Source organism: uncultured Roseobacter sp. (assembly GCF_947496515.1).
GTDB lineage: Bacteria > Pseudomonadota > Alphaproteobacteria > Rhodobacterales > Rhodobacteraceae > Roseobacter.
Window position 1 is genome coordinate 283008 of sequence record NZ_CANMDB010000003.1, and the last position, 17137, is coordinate 300144.

17 protein-coding genes and 1 riboswitch are annotated in these 17137 nt (G+C 66.3%); of the genes, 16 read left to right on the top strand and 1 reads right to left on the bottom strand.

Going from position 1 to position 17137, the window contains the following annotated elements:
• Genes cobN through cobJ form a run of 5 tightly spaced genes read left to right on the top strand, consistent with a single transcriptional unit; the run spans position 1 to position 6527 of the window.
• Positions 1 to 3288 carry a cobaltochelatase subunit CobN gene (gene cobN / locus Q1A53_RS08440; protein ID WP_299965084.1) on the top strand — a complete coding sequence of 1096 codons (3288 nt, stop codon included), beginning with the start codon at positions 1 to 3 and terminating at the stop codon, positions 3286 to 3288.
• The gene (cobG, locus tag Q1A53_RS08445; protein WP_299965087.1) at positions 3285 to 4415 is read left to right on the top strand and encodes a precorrin-3B synthase; all 1131 of its coding nucleotides are present in this window, start codon (positions 3285 to 3287) and stop codon (positions 4413 to 4415) included. Before cobN ends, cobG begins: the two co-directional genes overlap by 4 nt.
• Positions 4412 to 5041, top strand: coding sequence for a precorrin-8X methylmutase (locus tag Q1A53_RS08450; protein ID WP_299965089.1), 630 nt, complete (start codon positions 4412 to 4414; stop codon positions 5039 to 5041). Before cobG ends, Q1A53_RS08450 begins: the two co-directional genes overlap by 4 nt.
• Positions 5038 to 5778 (top strand): precorrin-2 C(20)-methyltransferase, encoded by a 741-nt coding sequence (gene cobI, locus Q1A53_RS08455; RefSeq protein ID WP_299965091.1) that lies wholly within the window; start codon positions 5038 to 5040, stop codon positions 5776 to 5778. Before Q1A53_RS08450 ends, cobI begins: the two co-directional genes overlap by 4 nt.
• Complete coding sequence (gene cobJ / locus Q1A53_RS08460) at positions 5775 to 6527, top strand: precorrin-3B C(17)-methyltransferase (RefSeq protein ID WP_299965093.1); 753 nt, start codon at positions 5775 to 5777, stop codon at positions 6525 to 6527. The genes cobI and cobJ overlap by 4 nt, the downstream gene beginning before the upstream one ends.
• Here the strand turns inward: cobJ and Q1A53_RS08465 are convergent.
• Positions 6500 to 7255: a cobalt-precorrin-6A reductase gene (locus tag Q1A53_RS08465; protein ID WP_299965095.1), complete on the bottom strand. Its 756-nt coding sequence runs from the start codon at positions 7253 to 7255 to the stop codon at positions 6500 to 6502. The genes cobJ and Q1A53_RS08465 overlap by 28 nt on opposite strands.
• Between Q1A53_RS08465 and cbiE the strand changes: the two genes are divergently transcribed.
• From cbiE to Q1A53_RS08520, 11 genes are all read left to right on the top strand, one after another.
• The gene (gene cbiE / locus Q1A53_RS08470; protein ID WP_299965096.1) at positions 7254 to 8447 is read left to right on the top strand and encodes a precorrin-6y C5,15-methyltransferase (decarboxylating) subunit CbiE; all 1194 of its coding nucleotides are present in this window, start codon (positions 7254 to 7256) and stop codon (positions 8445 to 8447) included. The genes Q1A53_RS08465 and cbiE overlap by 2 nt on opposite strands.
• Complete coding sequence (locus Q1A53_RS08475; protein ID WP_299965098.1) at positions 8444 to 8812, top strand: cobalamin biosynthesis protein; 369 nt, start codon at positions 8444 to 8446, stop codon at positions 8810 to 8812. Before cbiE ends, Q1A53_RS08475 begins: the two co-directional genes overlap by 4 nt.
• Positions 8809 to 9603 carry a precorrin-4 C(11)-methyltransferase gene (gene cobM / locus Q1A53_RS08480; protein ID WP_299965100.1) on the top strand — a complete coding sequence of 265 codons (795 nt, stop codon included), beginning with the start codon at positions 8809 to 8811 and terminating at the stop codon, positions 9601 to 9603. Before Q1A53_RS08475 ends, cobM begins: the two co-directional genes overlap by 4 nt.
• The gene (locus Q1A53_RS08485) at positions 9596 to 10915 is read left to right on the top strand and encodes a cobyrinate a,c-diamide synthase (protein WP_299965102.1); all 1320 of its coding nucleotides are present in this window, start codon (positions 9596 to 9598) and stop codon (positions 10913 to 10915) included. Before cobM ends, Q1A53_RS08485 begins: the two co-directional genes overlap by 8 nt.
• Positions 10912 to 11631: a uroporphyrinogen-III C-methyltransferase gene (cobA, locus tag Q1A53_RS08490; RefSeq protein ID WP_299965105.1), complete on the top strand. Its 720-nt coding sequence runs from the start codon at positions 10912 to 10914 to the stop codon at positions 11629 to 11631. The genes Q1A53_RS08485 and cobA overlap by 4 nt, the downstream gene beginning before the upstream one ends.
• Before the next feature lie 35 nt (positions 11632 to 11666).
• A riboswitch (cobalamin riboswitch) is annotated at positions 11667 to 11848 on the top strand.
• Between the two features lie 50 nt (positions 11849 to 11898).
• Complete coding sequence (locus Q1A53_RS08495) at positions 11899 to 12576, top strand: energy-coupling factor ABC transporter permease (protein ID WP_299965107.1); 678 nt, start codon at positions 11899 to 11901, stop codon at positions 12574 to 12576.
• Positions 12577 to 12640: 64 nt separating this feature from the next.
• Positions 12641 to 13387: a precorrin-6A synthase (deacetylating) gene (gene cobF, locus Q1A53_RS08500; protein WP_299965109.1), complete on the top strand. Its 747-nt coding sequence runs from the start codon at positions 12641 to 12643 to the stop codon at positions 13385 to 13387.
• A gap of 84 nt (positions 13388 to 13471) precedes the next feature.
• Positions 13472 to 14374, top strand: coding sequence for a metal ABC transporter substrate-binding protein (locus tag Q1A53_RS08505; protein ID WP_299965111.1), 903 nt, complete (start codon positions 13472 to 13474; stop codon positions 14372 to 14374).
• Between the two features lie 35 nt (positions 14375 to 14409).
• Positions 14410 to 15309 carry a manganese/iron ABC transporter ATP-binding protein gene (locus tag Q1A53_RS08510; protein ID WP_299965113.1) on the top strand — a complete coding sequence of 300 codons (900 nt, stop codon included), beginning with the start codon at positions 14410 to 14412 and terminating at the stop codon, positions 15307 to 15309.
• The gene (locus Q1A53_RS08515) at positions 15309 to 16181 is read left to right on the top strand and encodes a metal ABC transporter permease (RefSeq protein WP_299965276.1); all 873 of its coding nucleotides are present in this window, start codon (positions 15309 to 15311) and stop codon (positions 16179 to 16181) included. Before Q1A53_RS08510 ends, Q1A53_RS08515 begins: the two co-directional genes overlap by 1 nt.
• A 17-nt stretch (positions 16182 to 16198) precedes the next feature.
• The gene (locus tag Q1A53_RS08520) at positions 16199 to 17050 is read left to right on the top strand and encodes a metal ABC transporter permease (RefSeq protein WP_299965279.1); all 852 of its coding nucleotides are present in this window, start codon (positions 16199 to 16201) and stop codon (positions 17048 to 17050) included.
• The last annotated feature ends 87 nt before the right edge of the window (positions 17051 to 17137 follow it).

Genomic DNA, 17137 nt, shown 5'->3' on the forward strand with positions numbered 1-17137 from the left:
ATGCACGTCGTCTTCCGCGAAAGCCACGGGCTGGACGAGACCGAGACCCCCGTCGATCTGGGGCAGACCCCCGCCGATCTGGTGGTGCTGTCGTTCTCGGACAGTGACCTGGGTGCTTTCGCCGAAGGCTGGCGGCGCGGCGGCGGTGCTGCGCGGATGCCCACCCTGCGTCTGGCGAACCTTGTGGCGCTCCGGCACCCGCTGTCGGTCGATACCTATGTGGAACAGACGCTGGCGGGTGCAAAGGGCATCCTGATCCGCCTGATTGGCGGTGTGCCCTACTGGTCCTACGGGCTGCAGCAGGTCCGCGCCCTGGCAGAGCAGCGGGGCATCGCGCTGGCGGTTCTGCCCGCGGATGGCCGGGTGGACACGCGGCTTGACGACTACGCGACGCTGCCGGTGTCGACCCTGCGGCGTCTGTCACATCTCTGCGACACCGGCGGTGCCATCGCCGCGCAGGCAGCACTGGTGCAGATGGCGCTTGCTGCCGGGCTTTACGCCGGGCCGGTTGCGGGCACCAAACAGCTGCCGGTGGTCGGTGCATGGACGCCCGAGCAGGGGGTGACCTGCCCTGTGGTCATGCAAAGCTCGGACCGGCCCCGCATCGTGGTCACCTTTTACCGCTCTTATCTCGTTGCCGCCGATCTGGCACCCATCACCGCTCTCTTCGAGGCATTCCGGACCCGGGGCTATGACGTTATCGGCCTCTTTGCGCCCTCCCTGAAAGCACCGGAGGCCGCAGGCTGGCTGCGCCGTCAGATCGCGCATCTGGCACCGGCGGCGATCGTCAACGCGACCGCCTTCAGCGGCAAGGGCGATGGCGGCACCTCTCCGCTCGATGCCGCAGAGGTGCCGGTGTTTCAGATCGCCCTCGCCACCTCCACGCGTGAAGCCTGGACCGGGGCCGACCGCGGCCTCTCTCCCGCCGATCTCGCGATGCACGTGGTCTTGCCGGAGGTTGACGGGCGCATCATGGGCGGCGTTGCGTCGTTCAAGGAGCCGGGCGTCCGTGATCCCGATCTGGAATATGCCCGCTTCGCCCATGCGCCCGCGCCGGACAGGGTGGAGGCCATCGCAGACCGGGTCGACGGCTGGCTGCGGCTGGCGCGGACCCCGGTGGCTGAGCGGCGCGTGGCACTGGTGCTCTCCACCTATCCCGGCAAGGACTGGAACAAGGGCCATGCGGTGGGTCTCGATGCGCCCGCCTCCGCCCGCGCGATCCTCCACGATCTTGCGGAGGCAGGCTACGACGTACCGACGCCGCACCGACGTAATACCGACGTAATACCGACGTTATACCGACGTTGGGAATTGGCCGATTACGAGGCCGCCCTGGCTGCGCTGCCGGACGTGCTGCGCGACGATCTGAGCGCGGTCTGGGGCGCACCCGAAGCGGATCCGATGGTCCGTGATGGCGCGTTCCACTTCCCCGTTCAGGCGGCCGGCAACGTCATGATCCTGCTTCAGCCGGAGCGGGGCGGATCCGATCAGCGGGTGGACGACTACCATGATCTCAGCCGTACCCCGCGCCACGGATACGTCGCCTTTTATCTCTGGCTGCACCGGCAGGCGGACGCGCTGGTTCACATCGGCGCTCATGGCACGCTGGAATGGCTGCCGGGTAAATCTGTCGCCTTATCAGCGGCTTGCTGGCCCGAAGTGCTGGCGGGAGCGCTGCCGGTGATCTATCCTTTCATCGTCAATGATCCCGGTGAGGCGGCACAGGCCAAGCGGCGTATCGGCGCTGTCACCCTCGGCCACGTGCCCCCACCCCTGCGCGCCAGCGGCACACCCGACAGGCTGGTGCGGCTCGAGGCGCTGCTGGACGAGTTCTCCAATGCCGACGGCCTTGACCCGCGCCGCCGCGACCGGCTGCAAGACGACATCCGGGATGAGGCGCAAGCCCTCGGCGTCGAAGCAGACCTTGGTCTGGACGTTGCCAGTTGCCCCGCCGAAGCGATCACCCGGATTGACCGTTTTGTATGCGATATCAAGGAGATGCAGTTCGGCGAGGGCCTGCATATCTGGGGCCGGACACCCCCCGCCCAGGGCGCTTTCGATGCTGACGCCTCCGCCAGTGCCGAGCGCAAGTCCCTGCTTCACGCGCTCGACGGTCGGCGGATCGAGGCGGGTCCCTCCGGCTCGCCCTACCGCGGTCGCACGGATGTCCTGCCCACGGGCCGGAACCTTTTTACCACCGATCCCCGCTCGGTGCCGACGCGCGCGGCCCATGCCCAGGGCGTTCGCCTCGCCGATGAACTCGTCCGGCGCCACCTGCAGGAAGCGGGTGACTGGCCCCGTGCGCTGATCGTGGATCTCTGGGGCTCGGCCACCATGCGCACCGCTGGCGAGGAGTTTGCCATGGCGCTCCATCTGCTTGGCACCCGGCCTCTTTGGGATGCCGGGTCGGAGCGTGTGTCGGGTATCGAGGTGCTCCCCATCACCGAACTCGACCGCCCGCGCATCGACGTAACCTTGCGAATTTCCGGGCTTTTTCGCGATGTCTTCCCGCAGCTTACCGCGCTTTACGGTCAGGCCATTCGCGCGCTGGCGGCCCGGGACGAAGCACCCGACTGGAACCCTTATGCAGAGTGTCACAGCCTCGACCGGGTCTTTGGCCCCGCACCCGGCAGCTTCGGTCTGGCCCTCGGAGACACGGCGGATACCTACACGCCCGAGAGTCGCCGCGCCGCCGGAGAGGCTTGGCTGAACGCAAGTGCCTGGACCTTCGATGGTGACCGCGCCGAGCGGCAGGAAGAGGCGCTCCGCACCCGCGTGGCCGCCGCCGACAGCTTTGTCCACGCGCAGGATCTGCCCGAAACGGACCTGTTGCTGGCCGCTGACTACGCCGCGCATGAGGCCGGTTTCGCCGCCGCTCAATCGGTCGCTGGCGGTCAGGCAAAGCTCTATCATCTTGATAATACGGACCCTTCCCGACCCTGCGCCCGCGGTTTGACCGAAGAAGTGGCCCGCGTGGTGCAGGCGCGCGCCGCCAATCCCGCGTGGATCTCCGGCATGCAGGCGCACGGCTTTCGGGGCGCGGCAGAGATTGCCGCCACGCTCGATCACATGGCGGCGTTCGCGCATCTGGCGGGCGCCGTCTCCGCGTATCTCTTTGATCTCTACCACGACGCAACGCTTGGCGACCCACAGACGGATGCGTTCCTGCGCGAGGCCAACCCGCAGGCCCACGCCGCGATGCAGGCGCGGTTTGCGGCACTGCATGAGGCGGGGCTCTGGACGACGCGGCGCAACTCCATCCGCGCACAACTGGAGGCGGCGGAATGAGCGTGCAGGTCAAGGGGTGGTGCCCCGGCGCGCACCGTCCCATGGTCTCGGGCGACGGGTTGATCGTCCGCGTCCGCCCCTTTTTCGCTCGGCTGACGGCGGCACAGGGACAGGGGCTCTGTGACCTTGCGCGTGCCTACGGTAACGGGATCATCGACCTGACGAACCGTGCTAATTTGCAGATCCGCGGTGTGACAAAGGCGGGCTATGCTCCCCTGATGGTCGGGCTGGACGAGCTCGGGCTGCTGGATCCGACCCCGCGCGCAGAGGCGCGCCGCAATGTGCTGCTTCCCCCGTTCTGGGCTGACGGGGACCGGACGCACCGGATTGCCGCCGCGATACAGGACGCGCTAGCCGAACTACCTGATCTACCCGCGAAATTTGGGTTTGCGGTGGACGCGGGTGATGCGCCGATGCTGCAGGATGCCTCGGCGGACATAAGGATCGAAGCGGCGACGGGTGGTCTGATTGTCCGGGCAGACGGGGCAGAGCGTGGGCGGGCGGTGAGCGAAGCAGAGGTTGTTCCCGCGGTGTTGGAGCTGGCGCAGTGGTTTGCGGATCACCGCAGCGCGGAACACCGCCGGATGCGGCATCTGCTCAACCATCGCGCGCTGCCTGCGGGCTGGTGCGACGTCGCGCCGATCGCGGCAGTGCAGCCTCCGTACCCCGGTGTACATCCGCTCGGCCAGATGCTGGGCGTCGTCTTTGGCCAGATCGACAGCGAGGCGCTGTTGCATGTGATGGAAACCTCCGGCGCTACTGCCTTGCGGGTCACCCCCTGGCGCCAGATCCTGCTGGAGGCAGGCAGGCCGGTGCATGACATCCGCTTTGTGACACGCGCGGACGATCCCCTGCTGCGGATCGATGCCTGCCCCGGGGCGCCGGGCTGCGCGCAGGCCAGCGTCGAGACACGTGCATTGGCCCGGCGGCTGGCGCCTCTGGTTGATGGCAGCCTGCATGTCTCGGGGTGCGCCAAAGGCTGTGCCCGCCGGGCCGCCGCCGATCTGACCGTGGTCGGCGAGACGGGGCGTTTTGGGCTTGTTCAGGGCGGCACCGCGTGGGATGCCCCGCAAAAGAGCGGTCTGACCTTGGATGCGCTCATGACCGAAGTGACCCGCCTGCAATGACCTACAGCTACGAAACTGACGGCGCCGCGATCTACGCGCAGTCCTTTGCCACCATCCGGGCGGAGGCGGATCTGGCGCGGTTTGGCCCCGATGAAGAGCCAATCGCCGTGCGGATGATCCATGCCGCGGGGCTCGTTGGGTTGGAGGCGCACATCCGCTTCTCTCCGGGTTTCGCGCAGGTCGCCCGGGCCGCGCTGGAGGCCGGTGCACCGATACTCTGTGACGCCCGGATGGTCAGCGAAGGGGTCACGCGCCCGCGTTTGCCGCGCGACAACGCCGTGATCTGCACGCTGCAGGATCCACCGGTGCGGGAGATGGCGGCACAGATGGGCAATACCCGTTCCGCCGCCGCGCTGGAGCTTTGGCGGCCTCACCTGGCGGGCGCCCTTGTGGCCATCGGCAACGCGCCGACGGCGCTGTTCCATTTGCTCAACATGCTGCAAGACCCGGAATGCCCGCGGCCCGCCGCGATCATCGGCTGCCCCGTGGGGTTTGTCGGCGCGGTGGAGAGCAAGGACGCGCTCTGGGCCGATCAGCCGGTGCCCTGCTGCATCGTACAGGGGCGTCTGGGCGGCAGTGCGATCACCGTCGCGGCCATCAACGCCATCGCGAGCCGCGCGGAATGAGCACCGGGGGACGCTGCGGTACGATCCACGGTGTCGGGCTCGGCCCCGGCGATCCAGAGCTGATGAGCGTGCGGGCCGACCGGCTGTTGCGCAACGCGCGCCATGTGGCTTTCTTTCGCAAGGCGGGCCGGGCAGGTCAGGCGCGCCGGATCGTGGAGGGGTTGCTGCCTGCGGATGCGACCGAAATTCCGATGGAATACCCGGTGACGACCGAGATCCCGGTGAGCGATCCCGCCTATAACGCGGCCCTTTCGGCTTTCTACGGTGACTGCACCGAGCGGCTGCGCAGCCTGGCGAAAGCGGGCGAAGATGTGGTTGTGCTATGCGAGGGTGATCCGTTTTTCTACGGTTCTTTCATGCACTTATACACCCGCCTGCGCGATGCGGTACCGGTTGAGGTCGTGCCCGCGATCACCGGCATGTCGGGGGCGTGGACCGCAACGGGTGCGCCTGTGACCTGGGGCGACGACATTCTGACCGTGCTCATGGGCACCTTGCCGCAGGACCGGCTGACCGAGGCCATGGCCCGCAGCGACGCGCTGGTCGTGATGAAGATCGGGCGGCACATCGACAAGGTCAAAACCGCGCTGAAAGCCGCCGGAAAGTTTGATGCTGCCTGGCTGATCGAATATGCCACAATGGACGGCCAGACCGTGCAGCGACTGGCGGAGGCGGGCGAGGGGATCACGCCTTACTTCTCCATCGTGATTGTCCATGGTCAGGGCCGCCGACCATGAGCGGATCGCTCGTTATCGCGGGGCTTGGTCCGGGGGCGGAGGGGCTGGTGACGCCCGATGTGACAGCGGCACTCGCTCATGCAACGGATGTGGTGGGGTACATTCCTTATGTCGCGCGGGTGGCGGAGCGGCCCGGGCTGACCCTGCACGCCAGTGACAACCGGGTGGAAATCGACCGCGCGCGCCATGCGCTGGAGATGGCTGCGGACGGGCGGCGGGTGGTGGTGGTGTCATCCGGCGATCCGGGTGTCTTTGCCATGGCCGCGGCGGTGTTTGAGGCGGTGGAGGCAGGGCCGCCCGCGTGGCGCGATCTGGACATTCGTGTCGCACCCGGCATCACCGCGATGCTGGCCGCTGCCGCCCGTGTCGGTGCGCCGCTGGGGCATGATTTCTGCGCCATCAACCTCAGCGATAACCTCAAGCCCTGGCCGCTCATCGAAAAGCGTTTGCTGCTGGCGGTGGAAGCGGATTTCGCTATGGCCTTTTACAACCCACGCTCCCGTTCGCGACCCGAAGGCTTTGCGCGCGCGCTTGGCCTGCTGCAGGGTGCCTGCGGCGATGCGCGCCCGGTGATCTTTGCGCGCGCGGTCTCAACGCCGGAGGAGGCGATCCGGGTCGTTCCTTTGCCGCAGGCCACGCCAGAGATGGCGGACATGCGTACCATGGTGATCGTGGGCTCGTCGGCGACGCGGATCATCGCGCGGGATGGCGCGCCCCTGCTCTACACCCCAAGATCGGTGCCGGCATGAGCGATCCAGCCCATCACCTCATCTATGCTGTGCGCCTCGCGCCGTGCGGGCAGCGCGGGCCGGTCGATCATGATCACTGGCAGACCGATCGCGCGCGCCGCGGCAAGTTTGGCGTAGGCGCCTGTGCCGCCCGCGTTCTTGGAAACCACATGGGTGATCCGGTGCTGTCGCATCAGCCCGAGGTCGCCTGCTTCGCTGAAAGGCCCGCGGTTCACCAGAGTGTGACAGTCCGGAAAGGGCAGGGGCGCCTCGGGCGGATCCACCAATCGCAGCAGGTAGAAGTGTTGCGGGTGCGGCGCAAAGGCCGCCAGATGCATGCGCCCGATGGCGAGCATCACGCGCGCCGGCGGTCGGTCAAGCGCTGCGACGGCTCCGGGGATGTCGGGCACATGGGTCCAGCTGTCGCCCGGCTGAGCCCTCCACGGCGCTCGGGTCAGAGCGATCAGCGGCACGCGGGCCGCGTCACAGGCGCTGACCGCATTGCGGCTCATCTGCGCGGCGAAGGGATGGGTTGCGTCGATCACATGGGTGATGCGCTGATCACGCAGGTAGGTCGCGAGCCCCGCAGCACCGCCGAAGCCCCCAATCCTCTGGGGCATTGGCTGACGTACGGGTCGCGCCACGCGCCCTGCAAAGGAGATTGTGCCGCGCAGACCTGCCGCGCTCACCGCCCGGCAGAGCGCCGTTGCTTCGGTGGTGCCCCCCAGCACGAGCAGGTTCGGCGCCATGTCTGAGACCCCTTGGTTGACCATCGTCGGTTTGGGGGAGGATGGTCCGGGTGGGCTGGGCTCCGCAAGCCGAAAGGCGCTTGCGCAGGCTGAAATCATCATGGGTCCGCCGCGGCATCTGGCGCTACTGAAGGCGCAGGAGGGTGAGCTGATTCCCTGGCCCGTGCCCTTTGCCGACGGTGTTGAGCTGCTGCTCGAGCAACGCGGCAAACGCGTGGTCGTGCTGGCCTCTGGCGATCCTTTCTGGTTCGGCGCGGGATCGGTTCTGGCGCGGCATCTGGACCCGGGCGAATGGCGCTGTCTGCCGGGACGGTCCACCTTTTCGCTGGCGGCGGCTCAGATGGGCTGGCCGCTGGAAGAGACGACCTGCCTCGGCCTGCACGCGGCGCCTCTGGCCCGGCTCCGGCCGCATCTGGCACAGGGTGCGCGGTGTATTGTGTTGCTGCGCGACGGGGCGGCAGTGCAAACCCTCGCCACCTATCTGACCGATACCGGCTTTGGCGCCTCGACACTCACGGTCTTTGAGGCTTTGGGCGGCCCGCGCCAGACGGTGACGGAGGCCCGTGCCGAGGCCTTGCCCGACCGTCGCTTTGAGCATCCGGTCTGTGCTGCCGTGACCTGTGCAGGCGCAGATGCGCTGCCGCTGGTCCCTGGGCGGTCTGATGACTGGTTCGAGAACGATGGCCAGATCACCAAGTCGCCCGTGCGCGCCATGACGCTGGCCGCTCTTGGGCCGCTGCCCTTTGAGCATCTGTGGGACATCGGCGGCGGATCCGGGTCCATCGCCATCGAATGGTTGCTGGCACATCCCAGCCTCTCCGCCACCAGTTTTGAACGCGATCCAGCGCGCGTCGCACGGATCACCGACAATGCCGCGCGGCTGGGCGTCGACCGGTTGCAGGTCGTGACCGGCAGCGCGCCGGAGGTGCTGGGCGGCCCGCCCCCGCAGGCGGTTTTCATCGGCGGCGGGCTTTCCGACCCGCTCTTGAGCTGGCTGCGTACCCATCTGGCCACAGGTACGCGGCTGGTCGCGAACGCCGTCACACTGGAGACCGAAGCGCTTTTGGTGCAGGCTCAGGCAGAAATGGGGGGCGATCTGCTGCGCTTGCAACTGGCAAGGTCCGAACCGCTGGGCCCCCGGCGCGGGTGGGCCGCCAGCTACCCCATCGTACAATGGAGTGTGCGCCTATGATCGTTGCCGGGTTTGGATTTCGCAAAGAGGCCTCCGAGGCCAGTCTGGAGGATGCCTACGCGCGCGCCTGCAAATCGGTGGAACCGGTCTTGCTGGCGACGGCGGATGACAAGGCCGTGGCCAAAGTGTTCCGGCTCTTTGCCGAAGCGATGGAGCTGCCAGTCAAGGCCGTGCCGCCCGATGTGCTGCGCGAGCAGACGACGACGACCCAATCCGCGGCGAGCCGCAAGTCCCATGGCACCGGTTCCGTGGCCGAAGCTGCCGCATTGGCCGCCGCAGGAAAAGGCGCGCGGCTGCTGACCGTACGCCAGACCTCTGCGGACAAGCTTGCCACCTGCGCTTTGGCCATCAAGGAAGAGACATGACCGTCCACTTCATCGGCGCGGGACCCGGCGCGCCCGATCTTCTGACCCTGCGCGCGCGCGATCTGATCGCGGCCTGCCCGGTCTGTCTTTATGCCGGATCGCTGGTGCCGGAGGCCATTCTGGCGCATTGCCCACCCGGCGCAGCGCAGGTCAATACCGCGTCCATGTCGCTGGACGAGATCATGGAACGGATCAGCGCGGCCCACGCGGCAGGTCAGGACGTGGCGCGGCTGCATTCGGGGGATCTGTCCGTGTGGTCCGCCATGGGTGAGCAGATGCGACGCCTGCGCGATCTGGGCATCCCCGTCTCGGTCACCCCGGGTGTGCCGTCCTTCGCAGCTGCCGCAGCCGCTCTGGGCGCGGAGCTGACGCTGCCCGGTCTGGCACAATCGGTGGTGCTGACCCGGACGCCGGGGCGCGCGTCCTCCATGCCCGAGGGCGAGACACTGGCGAACTTCGCAGCCACCGGGGCCACGCTGGCCATTCATCTGTCGATGCAGAACCTCGCGCGCGTCGTGGCGGATCTGACCCCAGCTTATGGTCCGGGCTGCCCTGTCGCGGTGGTCTACCGAGCGAGTTGGCCGGATCAGCAGATCATCCGCGGCGCGTTGTCGGACATCGCGGACCGCGTGGGCGAAGGGATCTCGCGCACGGCGCTTATCCTCGTGGGGCCAGCGCTGGCGGGCGAAGGCTTTGATGAAAGCTGCCTTTATGCCGCTGATTACGACCGCCGCTACCGCCCGCAAACCGCAGACAGCCCCTGGGCCAGCTGGAGCCACGGCGATGACTGAGATACCGGGGATCATGATCTCCGCGCCCGCCTCGGGCACTGGCAAGACCACCGTTATGCTCGGTCTTTTGCGTGCGCTGGCGGACGACGGATTGGCCGTGCAGCCCTTCAAATCCGGGCCGGACTACATTGATCCGGCATTTCACCGCGCGGCCTCTGGCAGGCCGTCGTTCAACCTCGATACATGGGCCATGGGGTCCTCGCTGCTCTCGGCGATCTCGGCGCAGTCCGCCGGGGCGGAGATTTGCGTGGCTGAAGGGTCCATGGGGCTTTACGACGGGGTCGCGACCCGCGGTCAGAGCGGTTTTGGCAGCAGTGCCGAGACCGCTGCGCGCATGGGGTGGCCGGTGGTGCTGGTGGTGGACATCAGCGGACAGGCGCAGTCGGCGGCGGCCACGGCGCTCGGCTTTCGCGCTTATAATTCCGATGTGCCCTTTGCGGGTGTGATCCTCAACCGCTGCGCCTCGCCCCGTCATGAACGGCTGGCCCGGCTGGGGATGGACAAGGCGGGGCTCACGGTCCTCGGCGTGTTGCCGCGGCGCGGGGATCTGACCTTGCCGGAGCGGCATCTGGGCCTCATTCAGGCGGTCGAGCACCCGGATCTGGAGGCCGCCATTGCGGGCTATGCGGAGTTTCTGCGCGCGCATGTGGATGTCGCCGCGATCCGTGCCGCGGCGCGAGGTGCGACGCCGGGCGGAACAGGCCGCCTGCCGGAGCCGCCAGCGCAGCGGATCGCGCTGGCGCAGGATGCCGCGTTCTCCTTTGCCTATCCGCATGTTCTGGCTGGCTGGCGTGCCGCAGGGGCAGAGGTTTTGCCCTTTTCGCCGCTTGCGGACGAGGCGCCCGATGCCGCCGCAGATCTGGTCTGGCTGCCCGGCGGCTATCCCGAATTGCACGGTGGTACGATCGCAGCGGCGGCGCGGTTCCGGACAGCGCTGCGCACCCATGCGGAGACGCGGCCGGTTCATGGTGAATGCGGCGGCTACATGGCTCTGGGCGATGGGCTGATCGACAAAGACGGTACCCGCCACCGGATGGCCGGTCTGCTGGGCCTCGTGACAAGCTACGAAAAGCGCAAGTTCCATCTGGGCTACCGCCGGGCGCGGCTGCTGGCGCCGATGCCGGGGCATGGCACGGGGGCGGACCTGCGGGGGCACGAGTTCCACTACTCCACCATTCTCGAACAACCGGACAGACCCTTGGCAGAGGTTGCGGACGCGGATGGCAACCCCGTCGCGGAGACGGGATCGCATCGCGGGCAGGTCACGGGGACCTTCTTTCACCTGATCACGGCACAGGAAGCGGTCGGGTGAGCGGGTTTGTCAGCTTTGTCGGCTCCGGCCCCGGTGATCCGGAACTGCTGACGCTCAAGGCCGTTGACCGTTTGAAGCGCGCGGATGCCGTGCTCTTTGATGATCTTTCGTCCGGCCCGATCCTGACCCACGTGCGCGCCGGTGCCGATCTGGTTGGCGTGGGCAAGCGTGCGGGTCGCCCCTCGCCCAAGCAGCACCACGTGAGCCGCCTTCTTGTCGAATATGCCCAGTTGGGCCAGCGGGTGGTACGGCTGAAATCCGGCGACAGCGGCATCTTTGGCCGGTTGGAGGAAGAGCTGATCGCGCTCCGCGAGGCGGGCATTCCCTATGAGATCATCCCCGGCGTGCCTTCGGCCTGTGCGGCGGCGGCAGCGGCGGGCATCCCGCTGACCCGGCGGATGACGGCGCGGCGGGTGCAGTTCGTCACCGGTCACGATGCGGGCGGCGCGCTGCCGGAAGATCTGGATCTGGCGGCCCTGGCCGATCCGACCGCCTCCACTGTGGTATTCATGGGCAAACGCACCTTCCCGAAGCTGGCCGATGCGCTGGTGGCGCGCGGTCTGCCCGGTGACACGCCCGCGATTCTGGCTCAGAGCGTCAGCACGCAGGCCCAGCAGATCGACCGCAGTACCGTGGCCGCTCTGGCCACGCAGCTGGCGCAGGAAGTTGGTGATAAACCGGCATTGATCCTCTACGGGCCGTTCGCGGAGGGGTGAAGGTCGCTTTTATGCTTGTTGCTCACGGGGCATCAGCGCTACGACTGGGACACGGTGCCGCACGTGCGGCTGAAAAGGGAACCGGGTGAGAGGCCCGGACTGCCCCCGCAACTGTAAGCGGCGAATGCGATGGATGACCCACTGGTGCGTGCACCGGGAAGGGCCAGAGCGTGTTGATTCGCAAGTCAGGAGACCTGCCGTGAAATCGAAACGCCGCAATCGCGGGTACAGTATTCTGCCGGTGGGGCAGATCAGAAAGGACTGAGAATGCATATCGAACCAGGTGTCGTCGACGGGGCCAAGATGGCCTTTGCCTATGTGACAGCGGCAGGGGCTGCGGGCTATACGGCCAAGCTCGCGCTTGCCGATCTCAAGGACCACAGCGGCGTTTCCTTTGCGGCGCGCACGGTGATGGCGGCCGTGGGCACGTTTATCTTTTTCGAGGTATTGCCGCATTTCGCCGTCGGTATCTCCGAGGTGCATTTCATCCTTGGCACGACGCTCTTTCTGCTGATGGGGGCGGCGCCCGCGGCCCTTGGTCTGGCGCTTGGGCTGCTGATCCAGGGCGCGTTCTTTGCGCCCAGCGATCTGCCGATGTTCTTTGTCAATGTGACCACCCTGCTGGTGCCGCTCTTTGCGATCACCGCAGTGGCGAACCGTTTTATCCCGCAAGACCGGGCCTATGTGGATCTGGCCTATAGGGATGTGTTCAAACTGTCGGCCATGTACCAGGGCGGGGTTGTGGCCTGGGTCGCGTTCTGGGCGTTTTATGGTCAGGGTGTGGGGGCTGAGACGTTCCAGTCCGTGCTGGTCTTTGGTGCCGCCTACATGCTGGTGGTCCTGATCGAGCCCCTTGCGGACCTCGCCGTGCTGGCCGCCGCCAAGGCGCTGCGGTCCCGCAAGGTCGAAGGGCTGACGGCCAACCGGCTTTACCACGCGCACTGAACCGACACATGATGCGGTGGCCCGGGTCCCGGCTAGGGGCTCGGGCTTTTTTGTGGGGGAGTACATGATCGACAGGCTCTGGCTGATTGGCATCGGTACCGGATCGCTCGCACATGTGACGGGTGAGGGGTTGGAGGCATTGCGCGCAGCGGCCGTGATCCTGTTGCCGCGCAAAGGGGCGGATAAGGATGATCTGGCCGAGGTGCGGATGCGGATCATCGCCGCCTCCGGGTCGCAGGCCCGGATCCTGCCCTTTGACTATCCCGTGCGGGATCCGGATCTGCCCTATCTGGAGAGGGTTGCCCGCTGGCACGACGAGATCGCCGTGCGGTGGCAGGAGGCCTTGGGGACCGTCTCGCCCAACGGCCCCGTGGCGCTGCTGGTCTGGGGGGATCCGTCGCTTTATGACAGTACGATCCGCATCGCGCAGCGGCTGACCCCCGCGCCTGCCATTCGCGTCGTACCGGGGATTACGGCGATTCAGGCGCTGACAGCGGCTCATGCGATCCCGCTGAATGCCTTGGGGGGTCCCGTCACGATCACCACTGGCCGACAGTTGCGTGATCACGGTTGGCCCGAGGGGTCGACGCGCGTGGTTGTGATGCTCGACGGGGAGGCTCAGTTTCAGCATCTGGATCGGTCCGATCTGACGATCTGGTGGGGCGCCTACCTGGGCATGCCGGAACAGGTGATAGACCACGGACCGCTGCCCGATGTCGCCCACCGCATTACCTCGCTGCGTGCGGCAGAGCGGGCGCGCCACGGCTGGATCATGGATACCTATCTGCTGTCGACCGACACCCCTAGTTGAGAATGAATCGCAATTAGCTTGACTTCTTGCGAGTGACTTGCAATATCACCCCAAGTCGAGAGATTTTGAATCAAAGGTGGTGATATGATGGCGAGCGTGATCCGAACCGTTGCAGGTGCTTTACTTCTTGCCGGTGTTGCAGGGCAGGCCGTGGCAGAGGACAAGCTAAAGGTCGTGACGACCTTTACCGTGCTGGCGGATATGACGGCGAATGTGGCCGGTGACGCGGCGGACGTCGTGTCCATCACCAAACCGGGTGCGGAGATCCACGGGTACGAGCCCACCCCGCAGGACATCGTGCGGGCCTCTCAGGCGGATCTGATCCTGTGGAATGGCATGAATCTGGAGCTGTGGTTCGAGCAGTTCCTGTCCAATATGGGAGATGTGCCGTCCGCCACGCTGAGCGAGGGCATCAATCCGATCCCCATCGCCTCGGGCAGCTACGAGGGCAAGCCAAACCCCCATGCGTGGATGGGCCTCGACAATGCGCTGATCTACATCGACAACATCGAAAAGGCGCTGGCCGAGCATGACCCAGAAAACGCCGACACCTATGCTGAGAATGCCGCTGCCTACAAGAATGAGCTGCGCGCCACGATCGAGCCCTTGCGCGCCAAGATCGCCGATATTCCCGCAGACCAGCGTTGGCTGGTGACCTGCGAAGGGGCTTTCAGCTACCTTGCCCGTGACTTCGGGATGAAGGAGCTCTACCTCTGGCCCATGAACGCAGACCAGATCGGCACACCCCAGCAAGTCCGCTCCGTCATCGACGGCGTGCGCGCCCATGATGCGCCCGCGGTCTTCTGCGAAAGCACCGTCAACACAGCCCCGGCAGAGCAGGTCGCGCGTGAGACTGGCGCGGCCTACGGCGGCGTGCTCTACGTCGACAGCCTGAGTGCTGCGGATGGCCCGGTGCCAACCTACCTCGATCTCTTGCGCGTGACATCCGAGACCGTGGCCGAAGGGCTGCGCGGGGCGGGGGGGTAAGGATGCCCCTCCGAGACTGCCGCGGGGCACCCTAGATGCGCGATAACTCCCCCGAAACGCAGGAGAGGCCCGCCGCCCGTGAACCGGGGGGCGGGCTTTGCGCTGAACACGTCACCGTCACCTACCGCAATGGCCATACGGCGCTGTGGGATGCGAGCTTTGACATCCCGCGCGGGACGGTGACCGCGCTCGTCGGGGTGAATGGTGCGGGGAAATCGACGCTCTTCAAGGCGATCATGGGGTTCGTCCCTGCCGCACAGGGTCGGATCCGTATCCTTGGGCTGAGCGTGGCCGAGGCCTTGCGCCGCAATCTCGTGGCCTATGTGCCACAGGCCGAAGAGGTCGATTGGGCCTTTCCCGTTCTCGTCGAGGACGTGGTGATGATGGGCCGCTATGGCCACATGGGATTTCTGCGCCGCCCGCGGTCGGCAGATCACGCCGCGGTCGAAGAGGCGCTGGTGCGTGTTGGCATGCAGGACTTCCGCCAGCGGCAGATCGGAGAGCTGTCCGGCGGCCAGCGCAAGCGGGTCTTTCTCGCCCGGGCGCTGGCGCAGGACGGTCAGGTGATCCTGCTGGATGAGCCGTTCACCGGTGTCGACGTCAAGACCGAGGCTCAGATCGTGGCGCTGTTGCGCGCGCTGCGGGACGAGGGGCGGGTGATGCTGGTCTCCACCCATAACCTGGGCTCCGTGCCGGAGTTCTGCGACCGGACGATCCTCGTCAAGGGGACCGTTCTGTGCCACGGCCCGACCGAGACGACCTTTACCAGAGAGAACCTCGAACGTGCCTTTGGCGGGGTGCTGCGGCACTTCACGCTGGGCGGCGACACGCTGCACGACGACGAGGATGCGCGCTCCGTCACCATCTTTACTGACGATGAGCGTCCGCTGGTGCAATATGGCGACAAGACCCAGCGGCGGGATCCCAAACCGTGATCGCTACCCTGCTGGAGCCGTTTTCCTACAGCTACATGACCAACGCCATGTGGGTGTCGGCGCTGGTGGGCGGGGTCTGCGCGTTTCTGTCGGCCTATCTGATGCTCAAGGGCTGGTCGCTGATCGGGGACGCGCTCTCCCACTCGGTCGTGCCGGGGGTGGCGGGAGCTTACATTCTGGGTTTGCCCTTTGCTTTGGGCGCATTTCTGGCGGGCGGGCTGGCCGCGGCGGCAATGCTGTTTCTGTCAGAACGCTCGGGCCTCAAGGTCGATGTGGTGATCGGGTTGATCTTTACGTCCTTCTTTGGGCTGGGGCTCTTTATCGTGTCGATCAACCCGATGGCGGTGTCAATCCAGACGATCACCATGGGCAATATCCTCGCCATTACACCGGAGGACACGCTGCAACTGGCGCTGATCGGGATCGTTTCGCTGGTGGTGCTGATGGCGAAATGGAAGGATCTGATGGTGACCTTCTTTGACGAAAACCACGCGCGCGCCATCGGGTTGCGGCCGGGCCTGCTCAAGGCGGTGTTCTTTGTGCTGCTGTCGGCCTGCATCGTGGCGGCGATGCAGACGGTCGGTGCCTTTCTGGTGATCGCCATGGTCGTGACCCCGGGGGCGACGGCCTATCTGCTGTGCGACAGGTTCCCGCGGCTGATCGCGACGTCTGTGGCCATCGGCGCAGGCTGCAGCTTTACCGGAGCGTATCTGAGCTATTTCCTCGATGGGGCCACCGGCGGCGTGATCGTCACATTGATGACGCTGATCTTTCTGCTCGCCTTTGTCTTTGCGCCCACCTACGGGCTGCTGGCAGCGCGGCGCCGGTCTGCTGCGGCGCTTCGTCTGGGCCACGAGAGGGAGGGCGCCTAGTGGATCTTGCCAGCCTGATGGTGCCCTTTTCCTTTGCCTTCATGCAGAATGCCTTTCTGATCTCGCTCATCGTATCGGTGCCCACGGCGCTTTTGTCGTGTTTTCTGGTAATGAAAGGATGGGCGCTCATGGGCGACGCGGTGAGCCATGCTGTCCTGCCCGGGATCGTCATCGCCTATATCATCGGTGCGCCGCTGATCCTCGGTGCTTTCGCGGCGGGAATGACCTGCGCTGTCGCGACCGGCTATCTGGCCGAGAACAGCCGCGTCAAGCAGGACACGGTGATGGGCGTTGTCTTCTCCGGCATGTTTGCGGTGGGCATCGTGCTCTACGTCTCGGTGGAGACAAATGCGCATCTCGATCACATCCTCTTTGGCAATATGCTGGGGGTCGAGATGCACGAGATGTGGACCGCCCTTGCCATCTCGCTGGTGGTGGGCGGGGCGCTGATCCTGAAGTGGAAAGACCTGCTGCTGCACAGTTTTGATCCGGCGCAGGCGCGCGCCTCGGGCCTGCGGGTGACCTGGCTGCACTACGGCTTGCTGGCGGCTTTGTCGCTGTGCATCGTGGCGACTCTGGCGGCGGTGGGGCTTATTCTGGCCATTGGTCTGTTGATCGCACCCGGCGCGATTGCCTTTCTGCTGGTGCGGCGATTTGCGACCATGTTGTGGATGTCGGTCCTGATCTGTGCGTCTGCGATGATGATCGGCACCTACGCCAGCTTTTTTCTGGACAGCGCCCCGGCACCCACCATCGTTCTGGTCTTCACGGTCATGTTCCTGATGGCTTTTGCGCGGCGGCAGATCCTGACGCGGCGCGCGTCCCGGCAACGGACCGACACAGGGACACGGGTGTCGGCAAACACCTGAACCGTTTGGGCAACGGCGCCCAGGCGAGATCAGACGCGTCGTGCTTTCGGGAAGGGCAAAGCCCCCTCCCCCCCATCGAGGAGGGTC

Bases quoted from the DNA above. Each gene is read 5' to 3' on its own strand.
- cobN (WP_299965084.1), top strand. From the start codon at position 1: ATGCACGTCGTCTTCCGCGAAAGCCACGGGCTGGACGAGACCGAGACC.
- cobG (WP_299965087.1), top strand. From the start codon at position 3,285: ATGAGCGTGCAGGTCAAGGGGTGGTGCCCCGGCGCGCACCGTCCCATG.
- Q1A53_RS08450 (WP_299965089.1), top strand. From the start codon at position 4,412: ATGACCTACAGCTACGAAACTGACGGCGCCGCGATCTACGCGCAGTCC.
- cobI (WP_299965091.1), top strand. From the start codon at position 5,038: ATGAGCACCGGGGGACGCTGCGGTACGATCCACGGTGTCGGGCTCGGC.
- cobJ (WP_299965093.1), top strand. From the start codon at position 5,775: ATGAGCGGATCGCTCGTTATCGCGGGGCTTGGTCCGGGGGCGGAGGGG.
- cbiE (WP_299965096.1), top strand. From the start codon at position 7,254: ATGTCTGAGACCCCTTGGTTGACCATCGTCGGTTTGGGGGAGGATGGT.
- Q1A53_RS08465 (WP_299965095.1), bottom strand. From the start codon at position 7,255: ATGGCGCCGAACCTGCTCGTGCTGGGGGGCACCACCGAAGCAACGGCG.
- Q1A53_RS08475 (WP_299965098.1), top strand. From the start codon at position 8,444: ATGATCGTTGCCGGGTTTGGATTTCGCAAAGAGGCCTCCGAGGCCAGT.
- cobM (WP_299965100.1), top strand. From the start codon at position 8,809: ATGACCGTCCACTTCATCGGCGCGGGACCCGGCGCGCCCGATCTTCTG.
- Q1A53_RS08485 (WP_299965102.1), top strand. From the start codon at position 9,596: ATGACTGAGATACCGGGGATCATGATCTCCGCGCCCGCCTCGGGCACT.
- Q1A53_RS08495 (WP_299965107.1), top strand. From the start codon at position 11,899: ATGCATATCGAACCAGGTGTCGTCGACGGGGCCAAGATGGCCTTTGCC.
- cobF (WP_299965109.1), top strand. From the start codon at position 12,641: ATGATCGACAGGCTCTGGCTGATTGGCATCGGTACCGGATCGCTCGCA.
- Q1A53_RS08505 (WP_299965111.1), top strand. From the start codon at position 13,472: ATGATGGCGAGCGTGATCCGAACCGTTGCAGGTGCTTTACTTCTTGCC.
- Q1A53_RS08510 (WP_299965113.1), top strand. From the start codon at position 14,410: ATGCGCGATAACTCCCCCGAAACGCAGGAGAGGCCCGCCGCCCGTGAA.
- Q1A53_RS08520 (WP_299965279.1), top strand. From the start codon at position 16,199: ATGGTGCCCTTTTCCTTTGCCTTCATGCAGAATGCCTTTCTGATCTCG.